22 protein-coding genes are annotated in these 25,296 nt (G+C 39.4%); all 22 read right to left on the minus strand.

Annotated elements, in window-relative coordinates; all coding sequences use genetic code 11:
• Window positions 1–8: 8 nt before the first annotated feature.
• On the minus strand, window positions 9–1,427 hold the full coding sequence (gene gltA, locus AB1I62_RS11460) for an NADPH-dependent glutamate synthase (protein ID WP_367019300.1): 1,419 nt from the start codon (window positions 1,425–1,427) through the stop codon (window positions 9–11).
• Window positions 1,420–2,277: a sulfide/dihydroorotate dehydrogenase-like FAD/NAD-binding protein gene (locus AB1I62_RS11465; RefSeq protein WP_174097263.1), complete on the minus strand. Its 858-nt coding sequence runs from the start codon at window positions 2,275–2,277 to the stop codon at window positions 1,420–1,422. The genes gltA and AB1I62_RS11465 overlap by 8 nt, the downstream gene beginning before the upstream one ends.
• A 37-nt stretch (window positions 2,278–2,314) precedes the next feature.
• The gene (locus AB1I62_RS11470; RefSeq protein ID WP_002382673.1) at window positions 2,315–2,779 is read right to left on the minus strand and encodes a flavodoxin; all 465 of its coding nucleotides are present in this window, start codon (window positions 2,777–2,779) and stop codon (window positions 2,315–2,317) included.
• Between the two features lie 233 nt (window positions 2,780–3,012).
• Window positions 3,013–3,843: a selenium-dependent molybdenum cofactor biosynthesis protein YqeB gene (gene yqeB / locus AB1I62_RS11475; RefSeq protein ID WP_002376613.1), complete on the minus strand. Its 831-nt coding sequence runs from the start codon at window positions 3,841–3,843 to the stop codon at window positions 3,013–3,015.
• The gene (gene yqeC, locus AB1I62_RS11480; RefSeq protein WP_002368918.1) at window positions 3,807–4,562 is read right to left on the minus strand and encodes a selenium cofactor biosynthesis protein YqeC; all 756 of its coding nucleotides are present in this window, start codon (window positions 4,560–4,562) and stop codon (window positions 3,807–3,809) included. The genes yqeB and yqeC overlap by 37 nt, the downstream gene beginning before the upstream one ends.
• Complete coding sequence (locus tag AB1I62_RS11485; RefSeq protein WP_002367121.1) at window positions 4,550–4,807, minus strand: DUF3343 domain-containing protein; 258 nt, start codon at window positions 4,805–4,807, stop codon at window positions 4,550–4,552. Before AB1I62_RS11485 ends, yqeC begins: the two co-directional genes overlap by 13 nt.
• Before the next feature lie 20 nt (window positions 4,808–4,827).
• Entirely contained in the window at window positions 4,828–5,415 is a 588-nt protein-coding gene (yedF, locus tag AB1I62_RS11490; RefSeq protein ID WP_109538029.1) for a sulfurtransferase-like selenium metabolism protein YedF, read from the minus strand.
• Between the two features lie 15 nt (window positions 5,416–5,430).
• Entirely contained in the window at window positions 5,431–6,453 is a 1,023-nt protein-coding gene (selD, locus tag AB1I62_RS11495) for a selenide, water dikinase SelD (RefSeq protein ID WP_002407197.1), read from the minus strand.
• A gap of 15 nt (window positions 6,454–6,468) precedes the next feature.
• Window positions 6,469–7,617, minus strand: a complete 1,149-nt coding sequence (gene sclA / locus AB1I62_RS11500) for a selenocysteine lyase SclA (protein ID WP_104890965.1) — start codon at window positions 7,615–7,617, stop codon at window positions 6,469–6,471.
• A gap of 13 nt (window positions 7,618–7,630) precedes the next feature.
• Complete coding sequence (mocA, locus tag AB1I62_RS11505; protein WP_033594458.1) at window positions 7,631–8,212, minus strand: molybdenum cofactor cytidylyltransferase; 582 nt, start codon at window positions 8,210–8,212, stop codon at window positions 7,631–7,633.
• Window positions 8,213–8,225: 13 nt separating this feature from the next.
• Window positions 8,226–10,799, minus strand: coding sequence for a selenium-dependent xanthine dehydrogenase (gene xdh / locus AB1I62_RS11510; RefSeq protein ID WP_367019302.1), 2,574 nt, complete (start codon window positions 10,797–10,799; stop codon window positions 8,226–8,228).
• A 120-nt stretch (window positions 10,800–10,919) separates the two neighbouring features.
• Entirely contained in the window at window positions 10,920–11,927 is a 1,008-nt protein-coding gene (locus AB1I62_RS11515; RefSeq protein ID WP_077932760.1) for an XdhC family protein, read from the minus strand.
• On the minus strand, window positions 11,924–12,283 hold the full coding sequence (locus tag AB1I62_RS11520) for a LysR family transcriptional regulator (protein ID WP_367019303.1): 360 nt from the start codon (window positions 12,281–12,283) through the stop codon (window positions 11,924–11,926). Before AB1I62_RS11520 ends, AB1I62_RS11515 begins: the two co-directional genes overlap by 4 nt.
• 93 nt (window positions 12,284–12,376) lie before the next feature.
• The gene (locus tag AB1I62_RS11525) at window positions 12,377–13,696 is read right to left on the minus strand and encodes a nucleobase:cation symporter-2 family protein (protein WP_002356594.1); all 1,320 of its coding nucleotides are present in this window, start codon (window positions 13,694–13,696) and stop codon (window positions 12,377–12,379) included.
• Window positions 13,697–13,789: 93 nt separating this feature from the next.
• On the minus strand, window positions 13,790–14,170 hold the full coding sequence (locus AB1I62_RS11530; protein WP_002356593.1) for a RidA family protein: 381 nt from the start codon (window positions 14,168–14,170) through the stop codon (window positions 13,790–13,792).
• 14 nt (window positions 14,171–14,184) lie between these two features.
• Window positions 14,185–15,129, minus strand: a complete 945-nt coding sequence (gene arcC, locus AB1I62_RS11535; protein WP_002362589.1) for a carbamate kinase — start codon at window positions 15,127–15,129, stop codon at window positions 14,185–14,187.
• Window positions 15,130–15,369: 240 nt separating this feature from the next.
• Window positions 15,370–16,563, minus strand: a complete 1,194-nt coding sequence (gene ygeW / locus AB1I62_RS11540) for a knotted carbamoyltransferase YgeW (RefSeq protein WP_002359643.1) — start codon at window positions 16,561–16,563, stop codon at window positions 15,370–15,372.
• 38 nt (window positions 16,564–16,601) lie between these two features.
• The gene (locus AB1I62_RS11545; protein ID WP_202452971.1) at window positions 16,602–17,927 is read right to left on the minus strand and encodes a YgeY family selenium metabolism-linked hydrolase; all 1,326 of its coding nucleotides are present in this window, start codon (window positions 17,925–17,927) and stop codon (window positions 16,602–16,604) included.
• Complete coding sequence (gene dpaL, locus AB1I62_RS11550; protein ID WP_002356589.1) at window positions 17,918–19,111, minus strand: diaminopropionate ammonia-lyase; 1,194 nt, start codon at window positions 19,109–19,111, stop codon at window positions 17,918–17,920. Before dpaL ends, AB1I62_RS11545 begins: the two co-directional genes overlap by 10 nt.
• Before the next feature lie 23 nt (window positions 19,112–19,134).
• Window positions 19,135–20,508, minus strand: coding sequence for a dihydropyrimidinase (hydA, locus tag AB1I62_RS11555; protein ID WP_367019305.1), 1,374 nt, complete (start codon window positions 20,506–20,508; stop codon window positions 19,135–19,137).
• A 29-nt stretch (window positions 20,509–20,537) separates the two neighbouring features.
• Window positions 20,538–23,543, minus strand: a complete 3,006-nt coding sequence (gene ygfK, locus AB1I62_RS11560) for a putative selenate reductase subunit YgfK (protein WP_367019306.1) — start codon at window positions 23,541–23,543, stop codon at window positions 20,538–20,540.
• Window positions 23,544–23,573: 30 nt separating this feature from the next.
• On the minus strand, window positions 23,574–24,908 hold the full coding sequence (ssnA, locus tag AB1I62_RS11565; RefSeq protein WP_367019307.1) for a putative aminohydrolase SsnA: 1,335 nt from the start codon (window positions 24,906–24,908) through the stop codon (window positions 23,574–23,576).
• Window positions 24,909–25,296 lie beyond the last annotated feature (388 nt).

Raw genomic sequence — 25,296 nt, forward strand, 5'->3', positions numbered from 1 at the left:
TATCTTTCCTAAACATTGCTTGTGACTGTTGTTTTTTGTGTTTTGACATACTGATCAATTGCATTAGCTGCGATTTTCCCAGCGCCCATCGCTAAAATAACGGTGGCAGCACCTGTGACTATGTCGCCCCCAGCAAAAATGCCAGGTATTGAGGTTGCTCCTGTTTTAGGATCAGCCTGAATGTACCCCCATTGATTTAGTTCTATTTCTGAATATGTTGATAACAAGACTCGATTTGCCCCTTGGCCAATTGCCTCGATTACTGCATCAGCAGGAATGGTAAACGTGCTGTTTGGAATTGGTTCTGGCCGTCGTCTTCCAGACGCATCTGGTTCACCTAAAACCATTTTGACACATTCAACACCGGCTAGATTTCCTTGTTGGTCATCTAAATAAGCAATTGGATTCGTTAACCAATAATAGTTAATTCCTTCTTCAAGGGAATGGTGGTATTCTTCAATTCTTGCTGGTAATTCTTCTAACGAACGACGATACACAATGTTCACATTTTCAGCGCCTAATCGTTTGGCTGAACGAGCGGCATCCATTGCAACATTCCCGCCGCCAATCACAACAACATTTTTAGCACGTTTAATCGGTGTATCATATTCTGGAAACTCATAGCTATGCATTAAATTGATTCGTGTTAAAAATTCACTAGAAGAATAAACCCCATTTAAGCTAGTCCCTGGGATTCCCATAAAGTTTGGTGCCCCTGCACCAACCGATAGATAACAGGCATCAAACTCTGTCATTATTTCTTCCATCGTAATCGTTTTACCTACTACCACATTGGTTTCTATTGTTACACCTAAGGCTTCAATACTCGCAATTTCCTGTTTAACAATTTTTTTCGGTAATCGAAATTCAGGTATACCATAGGTTAATACGCCGCCAGCTTCATGAAGCGCTTCAAAAATAATTACTTCGTAACCGAGCTTTGCCAAATCCCCCGCAACCGTTAACCCAGAAGGACCAGAACCGACCACTGCGATTTTCCCTTTTGTTGGTTCCGCTGTTTTTTTAGGAAACATGTGATTTTCTAATGCCCAATCGGCAACTAAACGTTCTAATTTGCCAATTGCCACTGGTTCAAAGTTTTTGGCTTTCCCTAATTTACAAACTTGTTCACATTGTTTTTCTTGCGGACAAACGCGTCCACAAATAGCAGGTAAATTCGTATATTTACTTAAAATATCGGCTGCTTGTTCCATGTTTCCTTCACGAATAGCTAAAATAAATCCAGGAATATCAATCATCACGGGGCATTTAGCAATACAAGGTGCATTTTTACATTGTAAACAGCGAACCGCTTCTTCTTGCCCTTCTGCTAATGTATAGCCTAAGCAAACCTCTTCAAAATTATTCTTTCTGATAGTAGGTGCTTGTTCCGCAATCGGTGTTTTTATACGACTTTTTCTAGCCATTTTTCTCCACCTGCTCTTTCAAACGATCTGTAAAGCAAACTGCTTCTTCTTCCTGATATTGCTTCATTCGATTAATGAATTCATCCCAATTTACTTCATTGCCTTTAAACTCAGGTCCATCAACACAGGCAAATTTCATGGTGCCATCAACAGTGACCCGACAACCGCCACACATGCCTGTTCCGTCAATCATAATAGGATTCAAGGAAACATAAATTGGTAATTGATGTTTTTCAGCTGTCAAGGTACAAAATTTCATCATGATGCTGGGCCCAATCGCCCAACTGCACGCTACAGATTCACGTGCAATAACTTCTTCCATCGCTTCTGTTACTAAGCCCTTTTTACCTAATGAACCATCATCCGTTGTAATGATTAGCTCATCTGAATAACGACGGCATTCTTCTTGTAACAGAACTAACTCAGCTGTTCGTGCTCCCAAAATCGTAATCACTCGGTTGCCTGCTTCTTTTAAAGCCTTGATAATTGGATAAATAGCCGCGATACCAACCCCGCCACCGACAACCATCACCGTTCCATATTGCTTCACTTCTGTGGGCATACCTAAAGGTCCAGTGATATCCAACAAAGAGTCTGAAGTTTTAAGTTGGGAAAGTGTAGCTGTTGTCTTACCGATTACTTGGAAAATAATTCGAATACTGCCTGCTTGTGGATTTGTCTCCGCAATCGTTAAAGGGATCCGCTCTCCTTTTTCGTCAATTCTTAAAATAACAAACTGTCCAGCCTGGGCATGTGTCGCTATTCTTGGTGCTTCCAGCCAAAAATCAAATGTATTACTAGATAATTGAGTCGACTGAAGAATATTAAACATTGAAATACCTACCTTCATCATTCCTTTTCATTCTGACTCCTACTTTCTTAAACCTTTAGGCAACGCTATCAGATAAAGTTGTGGCAACACTTTTAACAAATGTTTTTAGCATTTCGATGTCTTCTTCTTCTGCATTGTTTTCAATTTCAACTGTTTCAGCTACTTTTTTAGCACCAGCTTTTTCAAAAGCTCCTACAAAATCATGCGCTGATTTACAGAAAAATTCACCATATTCACGATCACCGGAACCAACAACGCCAAATGGCTTACCTGCTAAATCCTTTTCAGTTAATTCATCAAAGAAATCTTCAAATTCAAAAGGCAGTTCCCCATCACCATAAGTATACGTTGCGATAATACAAGCATCTGCATCATCAAAGAAGTCTACATCAACTTCTGAACATTCTTCACGTTCTACTTCAACTCCGGCTTCTTGAAACTGTTCTTCCAAAATCTCGGAAATTTCTTCTGTGTTTCCAGTCATACTTGCATAAACAATTTTTACTAGTGCCATCTTCATTCATTTCCTTTCTTTTTCCTAAATATTTCAATGCATTCAAATGCAATTGTAACCCCTTACATTAACTACTTAAAAAATTTTTAACAAATGATTTTATTCACAAACTAATCTAACTAAGTATGTACTCTTCTCCTTTCGAGATAGAGTATTTTTTACTACGTCTTTACTATACCACACTCCAAACCTTTTTAACAATATTTTTAAGGTAAAAAAAATATTATTTAGGTTCTTTTTTATAAAACGTTTTTCCTTCTTCCAATCATAAAAATTGCTTCTAAAACCGCTCCCCCTAATGCACGAGCTTTGTCGGAGATCGTCAAGCAATCGACTTTCTCAACTGGTCGAGGATCTACATCTGCACACTTCAACCCTTGATAACAGGTTACCTTTTCTGAAATCAATCCTCTCAAAGTCCCTGTCAGAGGCGAATAAACTGGAACCTGATCGATAAAAAATAATGCTTCCCCTTTCAACACAAAATCCCCTATGTTTTTAAGGTGGGTAACTTGTCCTGAAGCAGGGGCATGGACAACTCGTTCCGCACTTTTTCCGCCAATTTCACCTGGAATACCTGTATTAGGTAAAGCTGTTCCTTCAAAGTATAAACGTCCCAACCTATGTCCACGCATTGTCTCAATCACAACATCGACATCTTGCGGTGCTGAAAAGCCTGGTCCTAAAGCAATCGTAATCGGTGCCATTCCTCGATGCGTACCTAAATTTTTCTTAGCCAAAATCGCATCGATAACAATCAGTGGTTTCAATTGTTGAATAGCACTTGCTGTTTGATCGACAAAAACAGGCAGCTTATTTTGCTGCCAACATTTCGCGCAATCCTTTAATGAAGTAATTCGAACAGCAACCAAATCTTCCACTCTTTGTTCTTTCTGGAAAATAGCATCACAAACTGAAACAGTCCGCCGAATGGCCAGAGGACATTCTGTTTCTAATACTAGTATTTTAAATCCAACGTGCCATAATTTTTGGATAACGCCTGTCGCTAGATCGCCCCCTCCGCGAACAATCACTAATTTTTCTTGGATGTTTTGACTGATTTCTCCCATAAAATAAGTCCTTTCTCTAATTCCATATTGCAAGCAATAATTTTGTCTAATTTTTCAAAACAGCTTTTGGGTAACTGAAGACAGACATTCATCGCTTGAACGAACTCTCTTCGCGTATGGGTTTGATTTAAACACAAAATTCGTTTGCCTTGGCTCTCTTTAAACAATCCTTTTGGATTAGCAATCAGTTGAGCTAACAATGTTTCTGTGATTGGTTCTTGTTGTTGCGCATCGGTTAATTCCAAAAAAAGCGGCAACCGATGAATGGTCGTTTCATCTATCTTTTGACCAATCACAGAAATCGGAAGCACACCAATTGTGGTGGTTGTTTCTTTTAATATCACGGGTTCATAAGAGGACCAGCCTTTCAAAGGTCGTTGTTTGGAACCATCCGCTTCTAAAAAAACTTTCGTGAAGTGCTGAAACAATATTTGAAGCGAGGTCATTGCAGGCATCGTTAGTTTTGTTTGATTGTTGATAGCGGTTCCTGCTAAAGTGATTCCGCAGATATTCGGCGTTATTTTTTCAAAATGGTTTGTATAAAAATAATCATACAATTGACGTTGGGGAAACCCAATTTTTGTGGTTGTACTAACCAGAACAGCTTCCTTTCGATATGTTTTTGCTAGCGCCCACATTAAGCTTGTTTTCCCACCACTACCAACAATCGACACAATTTCCTTTCCTTGTAAATCAAAACACTTTTTTAAGGACTCCACAGTTGGTACCTCCTTTCCCCAAGGTCATTTTTCACAGAAAAAATAGAGGCTACGCGTACTTTTGCTTCTTCTAAAAAACATACACTGTGAGTTATTTCCGCTTCATTAATGAGTAAACCGATCCCACAGCCATCCGTCAATGATGGTGGCAAAGTAAAGACGCGAACAGCCACCTTTCTTGTCAACAGTACTTGTTCTGCCTGAACAGCATAATGTGTATTCGGAAAGGTTAGCAAATACTCCATCTTTTCACCTTCTTTTTTTGTTAAAGCGTAATTACTTTAGCCGCTTGATTCATTGTTTCAACAATTTCGTACATATTAGTAATAGATCCGATAGCTAAGGTGTCTGTTAAATGATAAAAATCTAAACAGGCCCCACACGTTTGAATCGTGGTTCCCTTCTCCGCTAATTGTTGCAAATCATCTAAGGTGTTCGCTGCTTGATTCGTTAAAAACGCCCCTCGATTAAAGAATAATAGCTGTGTAGGAACAGTTTCTGCTTCTGATAAGGATTGAAGATAACTTTTCATTAATAGTCGTCCTAGCTGCTCGTCTCCAGTACCTAATTGATCGGAGCCAATCGTAATTACTAAATCTGTTGCTGACTGACTTGTTTGTTGAGTCGCTTCTTCAGGTACCGTAATTTTGACAGAGAAAACCGTGGCTTCTATCTGCTTCGCAGTCAAAGTGGCCTGTTTTTTAGCAGCTAATTTTTTCAAATTTTCAACAGCTACTTCGTTATCAACTAAAACCTCGATAGTGCCTCCAGCTAAACCTAACTCCGCCAGAGCTTTTTTTGTTTCAATCACAGGTATTGGGCAAGGTTTCCCCAATGCATCTACTAATTTCATATTTGGCCCTTCTCTCTATAAAAGTACTACTGCTTGTTGTTCTTTTGGCAGAACCTCGCCAATAATTTTGGCAACAGGGTCCTCTTTTTGAATAGCTGCTAAACAGGCTGCCGCTTCATCAGCAGCGACACTAATTAACAGTCCGCCAGATGTTTGTGGATCAAACAAAAGTTCTTGCATTTCCATAGAAATTTTTGAATAATCGATTGTCGTTCCGATTGTTTGGCGGTTTCTTTGCCCAGCTGCAGTGACTAAACATTCTCCGGCGTAGGCCAACGCTCCTGTAATGGTTGGTAATGCTTCTGTATCAATCAGTAATGTTACCTGATTATCAGCCATTTCTTTTGCATGAATTAATAGACCAAACCCAGTCACGTCAGTACAAGCATGTACTGCGTAGGATCGAGCATTCGCAGCGGCATATTTATTTAAACGTTCCATCGAATCTTGCGCGATTTTTTGTTCCGTCTGCTTCGCTAATTGCCCCCGAACAGCCGCTTGAATAATTCCTACACCTAATGCTTTAGTTAAAATCAAGACATCCCCCACCTGTGGCGTATTATTATGCCACAAATTTTCTGGATGAACTTCTCCAGTTACCGCTAAGCCATACTTGGGTTCATGGTCATAAATCGAATGACCTCCCGCCAGTAAAGCGCCCGCTTCCTTTAATTTTAAACTGCCACCCAAGAGCATTTGTTCCAACCATTCTTTTGACATCTTTTGTGGAAAACAAACAAGATTTAGCGCATAAAGGACTGTTCCGCCCATGGCATAAACATCACTTAAAGCATTAGCGACCGCAATTTTTCCAAATGATAACGGATCATTGACCATTGGTGAAAAAAAATCTACCGTTGAAATCAAAGCTTTTTCAGACGTTATTTGGTAAACAGCGGCATCGTCGGCATGTTCAAATCCGACGAGTAGCCGCTCATTTGCCGGTGTTTCGGGTAAGTGTTGCAACAATTGGTTCAGTACACGGGATTCAATTTTTGCCCCGCAGCCACCTGATGTACATTGTGATAAAAAATCCATGCTGTCCGCTCCTTCTCAAATTAGTAGTTCTTGTAAAGCGTGAATTGTCCAAGTAATTTCTTCAGGCGTTGTCTGCCAACCAAAGCTAAAACGTAAGGTGCCAGTTGCTAAAGTCCCAGCTGTTTCATGGGCTAATGGTGCACAATGCAAACCTGCGCGCGTCATAATGCCATATTGTTCTGCTAGTTGCTGTGCCACCACTGTTTCTTCCTGATTCCACAGTGTGATAGAAACAACAGGGACAGTTTGTGCCACGTCCTTGGTTCCTAAAATTGTGACAGGTAACCCTGATAAACCATTTAAAAAATTCTGCATTAAGGTTCGTTCGTGCTTTTGAATCGCTGCTAAACCAATTTTATTCAACTCTTTAACAGAACTATTTAAGCTTAGAATACCTAAACTGTTTAACGTACCAGCTTCAAATTTATCTGGTAAAAAAGAGGGTTGATCAAAGGAATTAGAATGGCTACCAGTGCCGCCCGTTATCAGTGGTTTGACCGCTTCAGCCCCTCGCTCACTAAAAGCTAACCCACCAATACCTGCTAATCCATATAAGCTTTTATGTCCAGTAAAGGCTAACACATCAATGGCCATCTGGGTCATTTTTATTGGTAAAAATCCCGCCGTTTGAGCCGCATCCAAAACAGTTAGTAAGCCTTTCTGTTGAGCCCATTGAAAACATTCTTCAATGGGTAAAATGGTGCCTAAGACATTGGATGCGTGTGTCATCACCAAGGCTTTTGTATTCGTTCGCCAGGCTCGCTGAATATCTTCTACATCTAACAGGCCAGTTTTTTGACAAGCAACATACGTCACTGAAATGCCTCGTTCTTTCTCAAGTAAGTGAAGCGGTCTAGCTACTGCATGATGTTCTAACATGGTCGTAATCACATGGTCGCCAGGTTGTAAAATCCCCGCTAATGCAAGATTTAAGGAAGTTGTTGCGTTATTCGTAAACGTAATCTGAGCCGCACTGGGTGCCTGAAAAAAGTCTGCTAACAATTGACGTGTCTCTAAAAGAGGAAGCCCCTCTCTAAGCAAAGGGGCATTTCTTCCGTAATTCATGAACTGATTTTCTGCTAAATAGGCAGTCAAAGCCTCAATAGTTGCTGGAAATTTTTTATAGGAAGTCGCTGCATAATTTAAATAAACCAAGTCCTTCATACGTTTTTCCTCTCTAACTATTGGTTTCTTGAATTAGTTTTCTGTACTCTTCTGGCGTATCGATATCTTTTAAACGGCCAGGAGTCGCTATTCTCAGCATCTGAACTGCTTCTGGAAAGCGTTCATAAATCATGCGTCCGCCTGTTTCACCAGTCAATGTTAATAGTTCTTGTCGAAATTGATTACCGAATAATACTGGACTACTAGGACAGCCATCTTTTTGTAATGGCACTACAATTTTATTTCTCTGACATTTATCTAACACGGGTTGTAGCATTTTAGGTGTTAACAATGGTTGATCACTAGGTAAGTATAAATAGCCAGCTCCCCGAGCTTGTTCGGTTCCTAAACGAATACTGCTACTTTGTCCTTCTTGCCATTGATGATTGAGAATCACCTGAATGTTCTTAGGTAAAGGAAACGCTGGCTGATTCTCAGGCGAAACAACTAAAATCCGTTCTAATACGTCTAATTGATTCACTAAGGTTAACGTGTGCTCTAAAAATGTTTTTCCTTGATATTTTAAGAACAATTTATTTTGGCCCATCCGTTGTGAATTGCCCGATGCTAGAATAATGACACTAACGAGTGACATGAGTTGTCTCCTTTTATCTTTTTTTCTTTTGATAAGGGGTATTTTCTAAAGGCAGACTTGGTCGGAGCTGACCATCCAAGGCAAAATATGCGCCTGCTAAAGCTGGTGCGGTAGGGATCGTTGCTAACTCACCTACGCCTTTAATTCCATAGGCTAAACCTTCGTGAAGATTGTCAGCATGAACCAAAATTGTTTCGATTGGTGGTACTTGAGTAGCGTTCACTAATCCTAGCGTTGCATATTTTGCTTTAACATAGCCTTCTTCTAAGGCAAATTTTTCAGTTAAAGCATACCCCATGCCCATCGCAATCCCACCTTCAATTTGACCTTCAGCAGCTCGTGGATTCACCACTTGCCCCATATCATACGCAGCCACAAATTTAGCTACTTTTCCTTTGTCATCTAGAATAGCTACTTCAGCAGCATAACCATAGCCAGCATGACTAACTGGACTTTTTTTATCATTAATTAACGGATCCGTTTTCGCTGAATATTCCCCATAAAATTCTTCACCTTCCAAATCACTTAAAGCACGTCCCATATCAAGTTCATACCGTAATTGCATTGCCGCTCTTCTAGTTGCTTCTCCTGTGAAGAGTGACTGCCTCGAAGCCGTTGTCGTTCCTGAATTCGGTGTTCTTCTTGTATCAGGGGCTTCCGCAACAATCATTTCTGGTGGTAAATTTAATGTTTCACAGGCAATTTGCGTCGTAACGGTTGCCATCCCTTGACCGATACAAGCAGCACTTGTGCGGACATGTATTTTTCCTTCTTCAACAGAAATAATACAACGCCCTGTATCAGGTAGCCCCACACCCACACCACTATTTTTAAAGAAACTAGAAATTCCAGCAACTTCCGCTTGTTCATAGACGTCTTTAACCGCTAACAAGGCTTCTTTTAACGCCGCATTTTTCGAGACCAATTGTCCATTCGGTAAAGTATCTCCTGGGGCGACGGCATTTTTAAAGCGTATTTCCCATGGTGATAGTCCGACTTTTTCTGCTAACAAGTTTAAATTACTTTCAATTGCAAAAGCCGTTTGGCAAACACCAAATCCACGAAATGCACCTGCTGGCGGATTATTAGTATATACAGCAAACCCTTCCACATCAATCGTTTGATACTTGTAAGGACCTGCCGCATGTGTACAAGCCCGTTGCAATACTGGTCCTCCTAAAGAAGCATAGGCCCCAGTATCCGCATAAATCACTGCTTTCATTGCAGTTAAATTGCCTTCTTCATCACAGCCGGTCGTAAAGTCCATTTCCATGCCATGGCGTTTGGGATGAACCACCAAACTTTCTTCACGGCTTAGCAGTACTTTTACTGGTTTCTTCAATAACCAAGCGGCTAAGGATGCATGATGCTGAACACTCATGTCTTCTTTCCCACCAAAACCGCCACCAACAAGTTTTGATTGAACATGAATTTTTTCCTTATCCAGTCCTAACATCCGAGCCACTTCCCGTTGTTCATCATAGATACTTTGACCCGCACTAAAGAGTAAAATGCCCTCACCTTCAGGCTTTGCAATCGCACACTCGGGTTCCATAAAGGCATGTTCGTTAATTGGTACGGAATAATGTTCTGTCACTACAAACGCAGAATTTGCTAATACTTCATCTGCGTTGCCACGTACCAAGTGTTCATGAGACAAGATATTGCCCTTTTCATGAATAGCTGGTGCACCTTCTGCTAAAGCAGCTTCACAAGAAGTAAGCGGTATCATTTCTTCGTAATCAACTTCCACTAAATTTTTTATCTCTGGTAAGGTTTCTTTTCTTTTTGAAACAACGAGTGCCACTGCATCCCCAACATACCGTGTTATTTCTCCTTCTGGAATCATTACATCCCAATCGGAAATAAATTCTAAATGACCAATTTTATTATTTCCTGGAACGTCTTTAGCTGTGAACACAGCCACACAGTCAGGATGCGCCAATGCTTGGGTACTATCGATTGATAGAACTTTTGCGCGAGGATAGGCACTCCGCAAAGCAGATGCATGAAGCATTCCTTCTATGTCAATGTCATCTACATAAATCCCTGTTCCTAAGGTTTTCTCCACTGCATCGACCCGTTGGAAGTCTTCCCCTAATTTACCATTTGAATGTTCTTCTGGAATGCTCGTTTCTTCACAAAACATTTTAGCAGCTAACTGAATGGCTTCTATTATTTTCACATATCCTGTACAACGACAAATGTTTCCTCGTATAGCTTTCTGAATGTCTTCTTTTGTGGGTTCGGGTTTCTTGTTCAATAATCCTTGTGCCGAAATAACCATCCCAGGGATGCAATACCCGCACTGAACTGCACCCGTTTTTGCAAACGCATAGGCATAGACATCTTTTTGCCGTTGGCTTAAACCTTCGATTGTCGTGACTTCTTTACTAGCTAATTTTTCTAGAGTAAACAAACATGCTTTGGAAGCCTTTCCATTTACTAACACCGTACATGCACCGCAAGAGCCTTGGTTACAGCCATCTTTTGTTCCAGTTAGGCCCAGATCCTCCCGCAAAAAGTCCATTAATTTTTTGTTTGTTTCACAGGTTTCACTTTGACCATTTACAATAATTGAATACATTTCTTGCACCTCGATTTCTGATATAGTTTAGTGTTCAATCACCTAGATTATACCACAAATCTCCGTTCTAAAAATTATTTTTTAGCAAAAAAAGTTTTTTATTTAATTTGAAGGTCCGCATTATTGATAGCGCTGTTGAATTAATTCTCCCGCGATGCTAATCGCTAACTCTTCTGGTGTTTCGGCAGCAATATCTAAGCCAATTGGCATGAAAATTCTTTCAATTTCAGTCATTGTATAACCGACCTCTTTTAACCGTCGAACTTGTGAAGCAATTTTGTGTTTGCTCCCCATCACACCAATATATTTGGCTGGTGTTTCCAATAACTGTTTGGCAACGATGAAATCAAAATTGTGTCCTCTGGTAATTACTATACCATAATCGTCCGCCGTTATTTCAATAAACGCAGCTAAATTTTCTAAAGGAATAACCCGTAGTTCCTCAGCTTGTGGAAAAGCTTGTGCCGTCAAAAATTCTGGACGATCGTCCACTACAACGCAATAAAACGATAAATAGTTTAAAATAGGTACCAATGCGCGTGCGACATGACCACTTCCAAAAATATACACTTTCCCTACTTGGAGGATCGCTTCTGTTAAAAAAATTATGTTCTCTTTTTGCTCACAATGGATACCTTTAGGTAGCAAACTTAATTCCCCCTCCCAAGAAGTGGAACCAATCAATTCGCCTGTTTCACTATAAAAGGATACTTTTCCTAAATTGTTTTGATCTAGTTCAGTCATTAACCAACCTTGTTGATTATTTTGAAAATGCGTTTCTATGGACTCACACAACTCTTTTAAAAATGGCGTTTCCCATGAAAGATAATGGAAAAAAATCGTGACATTTCCGCCACAGACCATGCCTAAATCAGCAATATTATTCGGTGCTAAAATAAATTGACGTTGTGCATTTTCTTTCTCAATAAGTAGCTTTTTTGCCACTTGTTCAGCCTGAAATTCAACCGCGCCACCACCAACAGTTCCGGCTATTCTACCTTCGGCGGAAACCAGCATTCTAGCCCCTTGACTTCGTGGTGTAGATCCTGAACTTGTACCAATCGTTAATAACATCGTGTCTTGCTTTTCCAATATTGCCTGTTTCAAACGCTGAAATACTTCTCTCATTTCAGTTCCTCCGATACTACATCCTGTTCTTTAAATATTTCTTCAAAGCATGCCTCTACCTGTTGATACACTTTTTTCTCAAATAAAAGATATTGATTAATCAACTCTTTTCCTTGATCCGTAACAATTGACCCGCCACCATTACAACCACCAACACTTTTGATAATTAATGGAAAAGATAGCTCTTCTTCAGCTACCCGCACAATCCGCCATGCCTTATTATAAGACATTTTCATCTCTTTTGCCGCTAAGTTTAGTGAACCAGTTTGCTGAATTTTTTGTAAAACTTCGACAACGCCAGGACCAAAAAAGTTCCGATCTGTTTTTAATTTTAAGTTTAGGGAATACGTAAACATCTTCTCCTCCTTTATTCGTTCATTTTTTTATAGATAACGTAAGGGAAAAAGGATACGAAAGCTTACTCACTTTCGTATCAAAAAAAGCAATCTTCACTCAAGTGCTACGCGCTTTTTTGGTTTTAAAATGACATTTAAAAGGACTGCTACCAAAGTGGTTAAGATAACTTCCGAATTACCGAAAATCGTTGTTACCCAAGTTGGAAAACCAGCTAAGCTTCCAGTAGACAATGTGACACCAATTCCAAATGCTAGAGCTGTTCCGACAACCCCAGTATTTCGAGGAGTCATTTCCTGCGAAGCAATCATCCGAATACCTGTCATAGAAATAGAAGCAAAAACTGAAATCGTTGCGCCACCAATTACCGCGTAAGGAATTGTAGTTAATAATGCAGCTACTTTCGGAACAAAACCAGCAATTAATAATATAACTGAAGCGAAAACCAGAACATACTTATTAATCACTTTTGTTACCGTAACCAGACCAACATTTTGTCCAAAAGTTGCCACTGGGATTGATCCAAATAAACTGCCAATAAAGTTAGTGAACCCACTCCCCATAATTCCGCCAGATAATTCTTCATCCGTTGCATCCCGATCCATTGCCCCAACCGTTGTTGCTGTAAATTGACCGATGGCTTGAACAGCATCAACAATAAACATCACCACAAGCGTAAAGATTGGTACCAATTGAAAATCCAGTCCAAAGTGAAACGGGGTAATTACCTGAACGATTTTAGCATTTTGAACTGGCTCAAAACTAACCATCCCTAAAGCTAAAGAAATCAAATAACCAATAACCATTCCGTTTAAAATTGCGGATAACTTCAAAAATCCTTTTGCAAAATAATTGAAGTAAAAGACAATCGCAAAGGTTAATAATGCAACTAACCAATTCCGGGCTGAACCAAAATCAGCACTACCAGCTCCTCCTGCCATATACTTAATCGCAACTGGAAACAGGGATAGTCCAATACTTAAAATAACCGTTCCTGTTACTAAAGGCGGAAACAACACACGTATTTTTTTAATGAACAAACCAACAATAATAACAAGAATACTGCCAACTAATTGGGAACCAAAAATTGCTGCAATCCCAAAATCAGCTCCGATGGCCATCAAAATCGGTACATACGCAAAACTTGCCCCCATCATAACTGGTAACCGTGAACCCACTTTTCCAAAAATAGGGAAAAGTTGAATTAACGTTGCAACTGCTGAAAAAATCAATGATGTTTGAATCAAAATAGTCGTATCACTAGGACTTAATTGGCAAACTTTGGCAATCATAATTCCCGGTGTGACAATCCCTACTACTGCTGCGACAACGTGTTGCAATCCCATCGGAATTGCTTCAGAAATTGATAGTTTCGCATCATATTCAAATAATGCTTGCTCTTTTTTTTCATTCATAGGATCGTTTCCTTCTTCTTTTTATTCTAAAAGGATTGTTCCCCTTAATCAGTAAAGAATGCAATCCTTTTTCCCTCAGAAACATCTTAAAAATTATCCTTTGACAGCAACTGCTTCAATTTCAAATAAACCATCTTTTGGCAACTTGGCTACTTCTACACAAGAACGTGCAGGCAAAACTTCTGAAAAGTAATTCCCATAGATTTCGTTAATTTTGCTAAAATCAGACATATGTTGTAAAAATACCGTTGTTTTCACAACATTATCATAGGTCATTTCGACCTCTTTTAAAATCGAACCTAAATTGATAAAAGCTTGTTTTGCTTGTTCTTCCACTGTAGCCTTCATTTCGCCCGATTGCGGATCTAATCCTAGTTGTCCAGAAATGTACAACGTATTTCCCGCTAAGACAGAATGTGAATAAGGTCCTACAGCAGCTGGTGCCTGTGCAGAATTAATCATTTTGTTTGTCATCGTTTTCCTCCATTCTATGATTCTTTATTTTCAATTAAAGTCCCTGTTTTTCCAGATAATCCTTCTTTGGCTTTTTCTAATAACGTAATCAATGTTTTTCGACCTGGCTTAGATTCAGCAAACTTAATCGCTGCTTCAACTTTTGGTAACATTGAACCTGGAGCAAACTGACCTTCTTGCGCATATTGTTTCATTTTTTCTGTTGAAACATTCCCTAAGGCTTCTTGATTTTCTTTACCAAAATTAATACAAACTTTTTCAACTGCTGTTAAAATCACGAGCAGATCAGCATCCACTTGTTCAGCCAGTCGTTCACTACAAAAATCTTTGTCGATGACTGCATTTACACCTTTTAGTCGGTTCCCTTCTTGAATGACTGGGATGCCACCACCGCCGCCAGCAATGACTGTTTGGCCAGCATCAACCAATGTTTGAATCGTGAGAAGTTCGACAATATTTTTTGGTTTAGGAGAAGCGACGACTTGGCGATAACCACGGCCAGCATCTTCCATCACTTGTATATTTTTTTCTTTGACTAATTGTTCTGCTTCTTCTTTTGTCATGAAGCGGCCAATTGGTTTCGTTGGTTTTTTGAACGCCGGATCATTTTCATCCACGACCACTTGAGTGACTATGGTGGTGACGGCTTTACTTATATTTCGCTGACGCAACTCTTCTTGTAGCGCATTCTCTAAATCATAGCCAATGTAACTTTGACTCATGGCTACGCACATGGATAACGGAACAACTGGATATTGTGGATTATTAAAGGAAAATTCTTCCATAGCTAATTGAATCATCCCCACTTGAGGACCATTGCCATGAGATAAAATAACTTCATATCCTGCTTCAATCAAATCTGCAATCGCTTTGGAGGTCTGTTTTACGGCAGTCATCTGCTCCGTCAAATTATTTCCTAAAGCATTGCCACCTAAAGCTACTACGACGCGTTTGCCCATTGCTTCACCTCATTTTCTGTTTTATAAAAAGGACGATGCTTTTTCTTTTTCACAACGAGTTTTCGTATTAACTGTCTGTTGTCGTTGCATGAAGTCAACGCACATGACTAAGCGTTCTTGACTCGAGACAATCACACATTCATGAATAGACTTGGGAAGGTCTTATTTGTTCATGTTGAAGAGGCAACTTCTAATGATTCATTGTGTAAAGAAAAAGCATCTGTCTTCATGCCAAATTCATTATTTTACTTCTCTTGGTGTCGCTTTATCCGCTAAGTCTGTTAAGGTTTTTTGCGGATTTTTTACTTTACTTAAGAAAATCATAGCCGCAATAACATACGGTTTGTAGCTAGCTTCTTTGTAAAGTTCGACCCGATAACGATCGAAAACAGAAGCTTCCACTTCGCCTTCTTCACAACTAACGCCAGTAATATCAGCTGGTAGACAATGCATATACAAAGCTTTGCCGTCTTTTGTTGTTTTCATCAATTCTTCTGTACATTCCCAATCTTTGTGCTTTTTATTTTGAGAAAGTAATTCTTGTTCTAATTGATCAATTCCTGCTTGGTCACCATTGCCATATAATTCAGTTCGCTTTTCCATTGCCGCAAAAGGTGCCCAGCTTTTCGGATAAACAACATCCGCATCTTTGAATGCTTCTGCCATACTATTCGTTTTAGTAAAGTTTCCACCAAATTCTGCCGCATTTTTCTTCGCAACTTCTTCTACTTCTGGCATAATTTCATAACCTTCTGGATGTGCTAAGACGACATCCATTCCTAAACGGGTCATTAGACCAACAATTCCTTGAGGAACAGATAATGGTTTTCCATAAGATGGTGAATACGCCCAAGTCATGGCAACTTTTTTCCCTTTCAGGTTTTCAATACCACCAAATTCATGAATTAAATGCAACGCATCTGCCATTGCTTGTGTCGGATGGTCAATATCGCATTGTAAATTCACTAACGTTGGACGTTGTTCTAATACCCCATCTTTATATCCTTCTTGGACAGATTCTGATACTTCGTGCATGTAAGCATTGCCTTTACCAATGTACATGTCATCACGAATACCAATGATATCAGCCATAAAAGAAATCATGTTTGCTGTCTCACGAACAGTTTCTCCGTGAGAAATTTGACTTTTTCCTTCGTCTAAATCTTGAACTTCTAAGCCCAAAAGATTACACGCTGAAGCGAAACTAAAACGTGTTCTTGTAGAGTTGTCGCGGAATAAAGAAATCCCCAAGCCACTATCAAAGATTTTAGTTGAAATATTATTTTCTCTTAAATAGCGTAATGTATCGGCAACTGTGAAAACAGCTTCTAATTCATCTCTTGTTTTTTCCCAAGTTAGGAAAAAGTCATTTTCGTACATTTTTTCAAATTCTAATTTATCTAATTTCTCAATATATTCTTTAAACGTTTCCATTCCATCTGCTCCTTTTTTCTTGTCTAATAATCCTTTACTTAACCACAATAAACCGTTGGTAATGCCGCATAAACGGCTGCACAACGAACCAAATCATCTTTCCAAGTTTTTTCATTTGGTGCATGTGCTTGTGCTTCCGCCCCTGGCCCGAAACCAATACAAGGAATGCCATTACGTCCCATAATTGAAACGCCATTTGTTGAGAAGGTCCACTTATCTAACAATGGGCGTTCTTCACGCATTTCCACTGTTTCTACAGAGCCTTTCCGTGTTTCTCCATAGAGATTTTTATGCGTTTCCATCAAGGCTTTTGTTACATCATGATTTTCTGGAATGACCCACGTTGGGAAATAACATTCAATTTCATAAGTTAAATCCGTATAAGAAGGACGATCATAGTTGTACATTGAAACCGTCACATCATCTCCATATTTTTTAACAGCTGGTAAATTGCGAATTTCTTCTAAACAACTTTCCCAAGTTTCTCCAGCAGTCATTCGACGGTCTAGTGAAACGGTACAGCCATCCGCAACAGCACACCGACTTGGTGAAGAATGGAAAATTTGCGAAACAGTCACCGTACCACGTCCTAAGAAACGGGCTTCTTGCCACTCTGGATTGTACTTAGGATCTAACATACGAACTAAACCACGAATCGCTGTGCTTTCTGTATCTCCATTGTTGTTTAAGGCACGAACATCTTGTAAGATATCCGCCATTTTGTAAATGGCATTATCTCCACGTTCTGGTGCTGAGCCATGACACGAAACGCCTTTGACATCAACTTTAATTTCCATGCGGCCTCGTTGACCACGATAAATCCCACCATCTGTTGGCTCTGTTGAAACAACAAATTCTGGACGGATACCGTCTTCTTTGATAATGTATTGCCAGCATAAACCGTCACAGTCTTCTTCTTGGACAGTAACTGTTACTAAAGCAGTGTATTTTTCTGATAATAGACCTAAATCTTTCATGACTTTAGCGCCATAAATAGCCGAAACAATCCCGCCTTCTTGGTCAGACGTACCGCGACCACCGATCTCAGTTTCTGTTTCATAGCCATCGTAAGGATCAAATTTCCAGTTACTCATTTCACCAATTCCGACAGTATCCATGTGCCCATCAAAAGCAATTAATTTTTCACCAGACCCCATATAACCAAGTAAATTCCCTTGAGGATCAATGTCAATTTTATCAAAACCTAATTTTTCCATTTCGGCTTTTGCTCGCGCAATTTTGTTGCCTTCTTCTGTACTTTCTCCTGGAATTTTGACAAGGTCTCTTAAAAATTTGACCATATCTTCTCTGTAACCTTCTGCTGCTGCATTTACTGCATTAAAATCCATTCCTTTTACCTCCATAAAATTTTTTTATAATTGTCTGGATCAGTGTCCCCTTCGGTAGAAAACATTAAAACGTTTGACGTCTCATCCAGTTGCAATGCCTCACGTAATTCTTGATAGTCGGGATCTTGCATCACTGTAGCTACTAAGCCCATTGCTACTGCCCCAGATTCGCCTGATACAACTTGCGGATCCCCTTTTAATGGCGCGCCCAACATACGCATTCCTTTTTCAGAAACCCAATCTGGTGCTGAAACAAAGAAGGATGTATGATTTTTTAGAATATCAAAAGAAATCGTATTAGGTTCTCCACATGCTAAGCCAGCCATAATTGTCTGTAAATCACCATCGACAAAGCGAATTTCTCCGTCTTTTTTAATTGCTGATTGATATAAACAGTCAGCCGCCTGTGCCTCAACTACGACCATAATCGGTGGGTTTTCTGGAAAAGCATTAGCAAAATAACCAATCACCGCACCAGCTAAACTGCCGACACCAGCTTGAACAAAAACATGACTAGGTCGTTCAGATCCAAATTTTCTTAATTGTTGAGAGGCTTCTAACGCCATCGTTCCGTATCCTTGCATAATCCAAGTTGGAATTTTTTCATATCCGTCCCAAGCGGTGTCTTGAACCATGACACCGTTTTCAGTTTCTTCGGCCATTTTATTAGCCATTCGTACACATTCATCGTAATTAACTTCTTCAATTGTGACGGTTGCGCCTTCTTTTTCAATATTTTCTTTTCTCGTCTGTGTTGAACCCTTCGGCATGAGTACAACTGATTTTTGGCCTAATTTATTCGCAGCCCAAGCGACTCCTCGTCCATGGTTACCATCAGTTGCTGTAAAAAACGTAGCTTGTCCAAAAGCTGATCGTAATTGATCAGAAGTTAATTCATCATATGTTAGTTCCGAAACATCTTTCTTTAATTTTTCGGCAATATAGTTAGCCATGGCAAAAGAACCACCTAAGACTTTAAAAGCATTTAAACCAAAGCGATAAGATTCATCTTTAACAAAGAAATCATTTAACCCCAGATAAGCGGCCATATGATTCAATTCTGCTAATGGTGTTTCTGAATACTGTGGAAAACTTTTGTGAAAAGCCAAAGCTTTCTCAATTTTTTCTTTAGACATCAGAGGTAAGTACTTATCCTCCGTCTTCGGCATTTCATTTGCTGTCCATTTAATTTTTTCCAAAAATACTTCTCCTCCTTCTATTTTTAAGTTGCTTTACGAAAAACAAATTTTCCTTGATTTGCCAAGATGACTTGCCCAGCTTCAGCAACTTTTTGACCTCTTAAATAAACCATTCGAGCCTGTCCTTGTGTTTCAAATCCTTCATACGGCGTATAATCGACATTTTGTAACTGCGTTCTCGCAGCAATCACGCCGGTTGTTCTAGGATCCCAAACAACTAAATCGGCATCACTGCCTTCTTGCACCACACCTTTTTGTGGATACATCGAGAATTGTTTAGCAATATTTTCAGAAAGCAAAGCAACCATTTTTTCCAAGGTGATTCGGCCCTTCGCCACACCTTCCGTGTAAATTAATTCTGGTCTCGTTTCAACACCTGGCATCCCATTTGGAATTTTACTAAAATCATCTTCGCCAACTGTTTTTTGTCCGTGAAAATTAAAACTACAGTGATCTGTCGATATTGTATTGATTGCCCCCTCTTTAATCCCTTGCCACAAAGCCTGTTGATCCTCTCGTTTGCGTAGTGGCGGTGAGCAGACATATTTTGCTGCTTCAAAATTAGGCGCATCGTACAAGTGATCATCTAGTAAAAGATATTGAGGGCAAGTTTCTACATAAACTGATTGTCCTCTATGACGAGCCCGTTCCACCGCTTCTAACGATCGTTTTGTGCTTAAATGCACAATATTAACCGGCAAATCAGCCATTTCCGCTATCATCAAATATCTTGCTACCGCTTCTGCTTCAACAGCCGCCGGTCTTGATAACGGATGATAGTGCGGGGTTAGCTTTCCTTGAGAAACATATGATTGGATTAATTCATCTACTAAATCACCATTTTCACAATGAACGCCTAACATTCCATTAACTTTTTTTATTTCCTTCATCGCTTCAAAAATTTCCGCATCTGTGGTTCGCAAATTATCATAAGCCATATACATTTTGAAGGAAGTAATACCTGCAGCAATCATTTCCTGAATTTCAGCAGCTATCGTTGGTTTCCATTCAATCATGGACATATGGTAAGTATAATCACATGAACTCTTGCCTTCAGCCAATTGATTCCAAGTAGCTAAACAGTCTTTCAATGAGCCGCCTTTATTAGGTGTAGCCATATCAATAACCGTAGTCGTACCTTTGGCCACCGCCGCTTGGCTTCCAGTGGTAAAGTTATCCGCCGTACTTAACGAACCTTTGCCATTATTTAATTCCAGATGCGTATGCGCATCAATAAAGCCTGGTAATACATAACACCCCGTAACATCCTCAATCTGAGAATTTTCTACTGGTAAATTTGCCCCCATCTCTACAATTTGCTCGCCGTCAATTCGAATATCCAATTGACGACGATTATATGCAGATACGACGGTTCCACCTTTGAGCAGAATAGACATTTATTTATCCCCCAGTCGTAAATTTCCTTTTATGCTTGCATACAATAAGCATATTCTTCAATCATAGTTACCATTAATGCAATTAAATCTTCTGGTACATCTAATCCTTGATCTGTTAATTGAATCGTTGACACCGTTCCCCATAGACGCAGTAAACAAATTTTATCCACAGGATTTTGAACATAGAAACCTGAATTAGTACTGTCATAAAAATCAGATTCACTATTAAATAAGGTAAATTTGTCTTTGTAAGGGGCACTTGCATAAGGGCAAAATGTTTCACAGTTACCACATTCGTTACACATCCGATCAACATGGACAATTTGTGGTTTTCCTTCGACATACACAACAATATTTGCTCGGTTTGGACAGACATCCATACAAGATTCACAAATTGTGGAGCATTCTAAGCAACGACTAGCTTGACTACAAGACATCTCGTCTGTCACAAGGATACCCCGTTTGTTTCTAACAAATGCGACATCACTATTTAAATTATCTTTTTCATAGTGATGATTGTGGACAAGACAAATATTATTGGCCGCTTTGGTTGCATCAGCGATTGCTTCAACAATTGTGGCTGGTCCTAAATTAGCGTCACCAATGACATAGACGCCTGGTATATTTGTTTCCAATGTTTCTTGATTTGAAACGACTTTCCCATAGTTGTCTGTGTGAATGCCTAATGCTTGGTAAAATTCTGTATCTACTTTTTCACCAACAGCGGCAATCACTGTATCAGCAGGAATATCAATCATTTCTCCTGTACCAATTGGACGACGGCGTCCAGAGGCATCTCGTTCACCTAGGACCATTTTTTCACAAGTTAATTGTTGATTTTCATGTTTAATTGGCGAAAGTAATTCTAAAAAGTCAACACCATCTTCTAAGGCTAAATAAAGTTCTTCTTCATCTGCTGGCATATTGCGTTTATTCCGACGATAAACCACTGAGACTTTTTTAACACCAGGTAATGTTGTGGCTGCACGAGCACAGTCCATAGCTGTATTTCCGCCACCAACGACGACAATCTGTTCTCCATAAGGATTAATTGTTGGATTTTCTCGGTTTGCTTTTAAAAATTCTAACGAGTTCAATGCTCGACCAGATTCTAAACGAAGGACCCCATGTTTCCATGCACCAATGGCATAAATAACATTCGTATAGCCTTGGTTTTTCAATTCCGCCAATGATGGCGCCTCTTGTCCTGTACGGAATTCGGCTCCCATAAATTCCGCTAACTGAACGTCTTTTTGAACAGATTCCATAGAAATTCGAAATTCTGGTACAATCTGGCTACAAACGCCCCCAATTGTCTTGGATTTTTCAAACACAGTAACAGGCATGCCTTCACGTGCTAATAAATACCCAGCAGAGATCCCTGCAGGACCTCCACCCACAACAGCTGTTTTAGGTGCATTTTCTTTTGGCTGTGGCTTTTCTAGTGTCGTCAATAATTCATCATAAGCATGTTCAGCTGCTTCTAACTTCACTTCCCGAATATGAATAGATTCTTCATAAAATTGACGTGTACATTTAGTCATACAAGGATGTGCACAAATGGTTCCAGTAATAAAAGGCAAGGGATTTTTATCGACAATTACTTGCAAGGCCTTTAAATAATTACCTTCACTTACATAACGAAGGTAAGCAGGAATATCCTGATTGATTGGACAACCACCGTCACTTCGACAAGGAGCAATATAACAATCTGTTAACGGAACTGTTTTTCTTAGTTTGGTACTTTCTGGTAATTTAATTGATTTTTGGTAACGTGCTTGTGTTTTAGCTTTCTCAACAACTTGGGCTAATTTATCCAAGTTGACATGAACCATCTGAGGATATTCTGCTGTGCTCAATACATTAGCAACTTGATTCATTCGTTGATAGCCACCAGGTTTCAACAGCGTCGTTGCCATAGTGATTGGCCAAATCCCAGCATCAAATATTTCTTTACTATTGAAAATATCTGCACCGCCAGAATAAGAAATTTGTAGTTTCCCATCAAATGCTTCTGATAATTTTTGTGCCAATGAAATACTAAGAGGAAATAGCGAACGTCCTGACATGTACATTTCATCACCAGGTAATTCATTTGCTGCAATCGTTACCGGGAAAGTGTTCGTAATTTTAACTCCGAAGCTTAGATTTTTACTATTAGCTAATAATTGCAGACGTTGTAACATCGGTACTGCTTCTTCAAATTGTAAATCTTCTTTAAAATGGTGATCGTCAAAAACCATATAATCAAACCCTAGCTCATCCATCGTTTGACGCGCATATTCATAACCTAACATGGTTGGATTACATTTAATAAAGGAATGGAGCCCTTTTTCACTTAATAAATAGGCCGCAATTCGTTCAATTTCATCTGATGGACAGCCGTGTAAAGTCGACAGCGTAATAGAATGACAGACTTTAGGACTAATTGCTTCGATATATAAGTCATCTACTTTTTTAAAATAAGATAGATATTTTTTGGCAGCTGCTTGGCATTCCGCCCAAATCGGCGTTCCTTCTGCGTTCTGCATTTCGTTAATATAACGATCAATTTTTGGTGATTGAATCCCTTCCAAATCATAGCCAACACTCATGTTAAAAATGAAACCATTCGGGTCACCTAGCTCGAACTCTTTACTCAGTAACTTCAAAACGAACCATGCTTTGACGTATTCATCATAAGCTTGGGGAACGCGCAATTCTGTGGACCACTCAACGTTGTAACATTCATCCGCTGCTGCGATACATGGTTTACTCACCGGTAAATCTTCTCCATCCAGTATCTGGACTGTCTTAACTTCAAAAAAACGAGAACCTGTTAAATAGGCCGCAATAATATTTTGTGCTAATTGTGTATGGGGACCTGCTGCTGGACCACAAGGGGTTTCCATTTTTTCTCCAAATAACGAAATCGTTTTTGTAGGATCCGCATGATAAAATTTACGAATGCCAAAAATTGTGCCATCTTGTTGATACTCACTAAAAATCCAATTTAATAAAGCCTCAATTGAGATGGGATGCATAATATCACTCATTAACGTCACTCCTTTTATTTATAATGAAAGCTATTGATTTACTCGTTTCCAGAAAGATTGTGCTTGCGTTTGCGCATCATGCCAAACTTTCTCTTCATCAATTCCTTGAACTTCACGATTACGCATCCGAATTTCTCCATTAATCACCGTGTCAGTGACCATCCCACCATTCATGCCGAATAAAATGTGCATGTTATAATTCTCTTTTGTCATTGGTGTCGGGCCATGATAATCAACAATAATGACGTCTGCTGCTGCATCAGGTTCTAAAACGCCTAGCTTTGTTTTAAAATAGCGATTAGCCATTTGCGGATTATTATCAAACAGCATTGTGGGAATTTCTACCCAAGCCGCATTTGGATCAGCTAAATGATGTTTGTGGATAACATTTCCTACCTTATAAGATTCCGTCACATCATTCGTATAACCATCTGTGCCAAGACCCATCAAAATACCGTACTCATTAAACATGCGCATCGCAGGTGGGCAACCGACCGCATTCCCCATATTCGACTCTGGATTCGTGACCACCATTGTGTCTGTATCTCTTAGTAATTCCATCTCATGAGGTCCAATATGGATGCAATGGCCTGCCATTGTCTGTTTTCCTAAAATTCCTAAATCAAATAATCGGTTCACAATCGGCTTCCCATATTTTTTCAAAGAATCATGAACATCGGCTAAATCCTCTGCAATATGAATATGATAACCAATCCCATCTGGCGTATTGGCTGCACATAATTCTAAAGAAGCATCTGATAAAGTAAAGGCTGCATGCATACCCATCATCGCTTTTTGCATATCATCCTTTCTTAAGGAACTGGCTTTAATAAAGGCGGCATTTTCTTGAACTGCTTCCCGCATTTTCTGCTCACCATCGCGATCAGAAACTTCATAACAAAGGCAGGTCCGAATCCCTAACTCGTCCGCTGCATTAGATAATTGGGTTAAACTTCCTGTAATTTCTCCGTAACTAGCATGATGATCAAAGACAGTTGTAACACCGTTGCGAATACTATCTAAATAAGCAACCTTACCACTTTGATAAGTGTCTTCTAATGTCAAGGCACGATCAATTCGCCACCATTGATCTACCAAAATATCCATGAAATTTTTAGGATGATAATTCGTTAAACTTAACCCACGTGCAAAGGTACTATAAATATGATTGTGCATGTTAATAAAGCCTGGCATAATCACTCCACCTTTAGCATCAATAAATGTCGCTTCTGGATAAGCTTGTTTTAATTCTTCTGTCGTTCCAACTTGTTTCACAACTTGACCATCAATCGCCACACACCCATTTTCAAAAAAATGATTCTGCGCATCCCGAGTGATTAAACGCCCATTTCCAATTAATAACATGTATTCTCCTCCTATTTTTCAACCTATTCCCCACAAGTGGCAAACGCTTACAAATCTATCGCTCAATCATTCACGAATATAGCTTGACTAGCTTGGCTAATCTATATCCCTACGAAAAGCATTTGAAGCGCTTGCATTTTTTTACTAACGAACTCATTAACTTGATTAAAGTATATCACCTTACCTTAAAAAAAACAATGCTACCTAAAAAATATTTTTTAGAATTTTAACAGCCGTTATCTTGTATTATTATTTTTATCATGCTATCATTATTTTTCAGAACAGGTAGTACGCGACATTAAAGGATTTAGCACTGCCTATTCCATTTAAAAATATTATGTTAAATTTGACACAATCTTATAAAAACTGTTTGTGCCAGGCACATTAG

Origin of the sequence: Enterococcus sp. AN402 (genome assembly GCF_040719405.1) — a bacterium.
GTDB lineage: Bacteria > Bacillota > Bacilli > Lactobacillales > Enterococcaceae > Enterococcus > Enterococcus faecalis.

Coding starts and splice junctions, on each gene's coding strand:
- gltA (WP_367019300.1), bottom strand. CDS start 1,427: ATGGCTAGAAAAAGTCGTATAAAAACACCGATTGCGGAACAAGCACCT.
- AB1I62_RS11465 (WP_174097263.1), bottom strand. CDS start 2,277: ATGAAGGTAGGTATTTCAATGTTTAATATTCTTCAGTCGACTCAATTA.
- AB1I62_RS11470 (WP_002382673.1), bottom strand. CDS start 2,779: ATGAAGATGGCACTAGTAAAAATTGTTTATGCAAGTATGACTGGAAAC.
- yqeB (WP_002376613.1), bottom strand. CDS start 3,843: ATGGGAGAAATCAGTCAAAACATCCAAGAAAAATTAGTGATTGTTCGC.
- AB1I62_RS11485 (WP_002367121.1), bottom strand. CDS start 4,807: ATGGAGTATTTGCTAACCTTTCCGAATACACATTATGCTGTTCAGGCA.
- yedF (WP_109538029.1), bottom strand. CDS start 5,415: ATGAAATTAGTAGATGCATTGGGGAAACCTTGCCCAATACCTGTGATT.
- selD (WP_002407197.1), bottom strand. CDS start 6,453: ATGGATTTTTTATCACAATGTACATCAGGTGGCTGCGGGGCAAAAATT.
- sclA (WP_104890965.1), bottom strand. CDS start 7,617: ATGAAGGACTTGGTTTATTTAAATTATGCAGCGACTTCCTATAAAAAA.
- mocA (WP_033594458.1), bottom strand. CDS start 8,212: ATGTCACTCGTTAGTGTCATTATTCTAGCATCGGGCAATTCACAACGG.
- xdh (WP_367019302.1), bottom strand. CDS start 10,799: ATGTATTCAATTATTGTAAATGGTCAAAGTGAAACCTGTGAAACAAAC.
- AB1I62_RS11515 (WP_077932760.1), bottom strand. CDS start 11,927: ATGAGAGAAGTATTTCAGCGTTTGAAACAGGCAATATTGGAAAAGCAA.
- AB1I62_RS11520 (WP_367019303.1), bottom strand. CDS start 12,283: ATGTTTACGTATTCCCTAAACTTAAAATTAAAAACAGATCGGAACTTT.
- AB1I62_RS11525 (WP_002356594.1), bottom strand. CDS start 13,696: ATGAATGAAAAAAAAGAGCAAGCATTATTTGAATATGATGCGAAACTA.
- AB1I62_RS11530 (WP_002356593.1), bottom strand. CDS start 14,170: ATGACAAACAAAATGATTAATTCTGCACAGGCACCAGCTGCTGTAGGA.
- arcC (WP_002362589.1), bottom strand. CDS start 15,129: ATGGGCAAACGCGTCGTAGTAGCTTTAGGTGGCAATGCTTTAGGAAAT.
- ygeW (WP_002359643.1), bottom strand. CDS start 16,563: ATGGAAACGTTTAAAGAATATATTGAGAAATTAGATAAATTAGAATTT.
- AB1I62_RS11545 (WP_202452971.1), bottom strand. CDS start 17,927: ATGGAGGTAAAAGGAATGGATTTTAATGCAGTAAATGCAGCAGCAGAA.
- hydA (WP_367019305.1), bottom strand. CDS start 20,508: ATGTCTATTCTGCTCAAAGGTGGAACCGTCGTATCTGCATATAATCGT.
- ygfK (WP_367019306.1), bottom strand. CDS start 23,543: ATGAGTGATATTATGCATCCCATCTCAATTGAGGCTTTATTAAATTGG.
- ssnA (WP_367019307.1), bottom strand. CDS start 24,908: ATGTTATTAATTGGAAATGGGCGTTTAATCACTCGGGATGCGCAGAAT.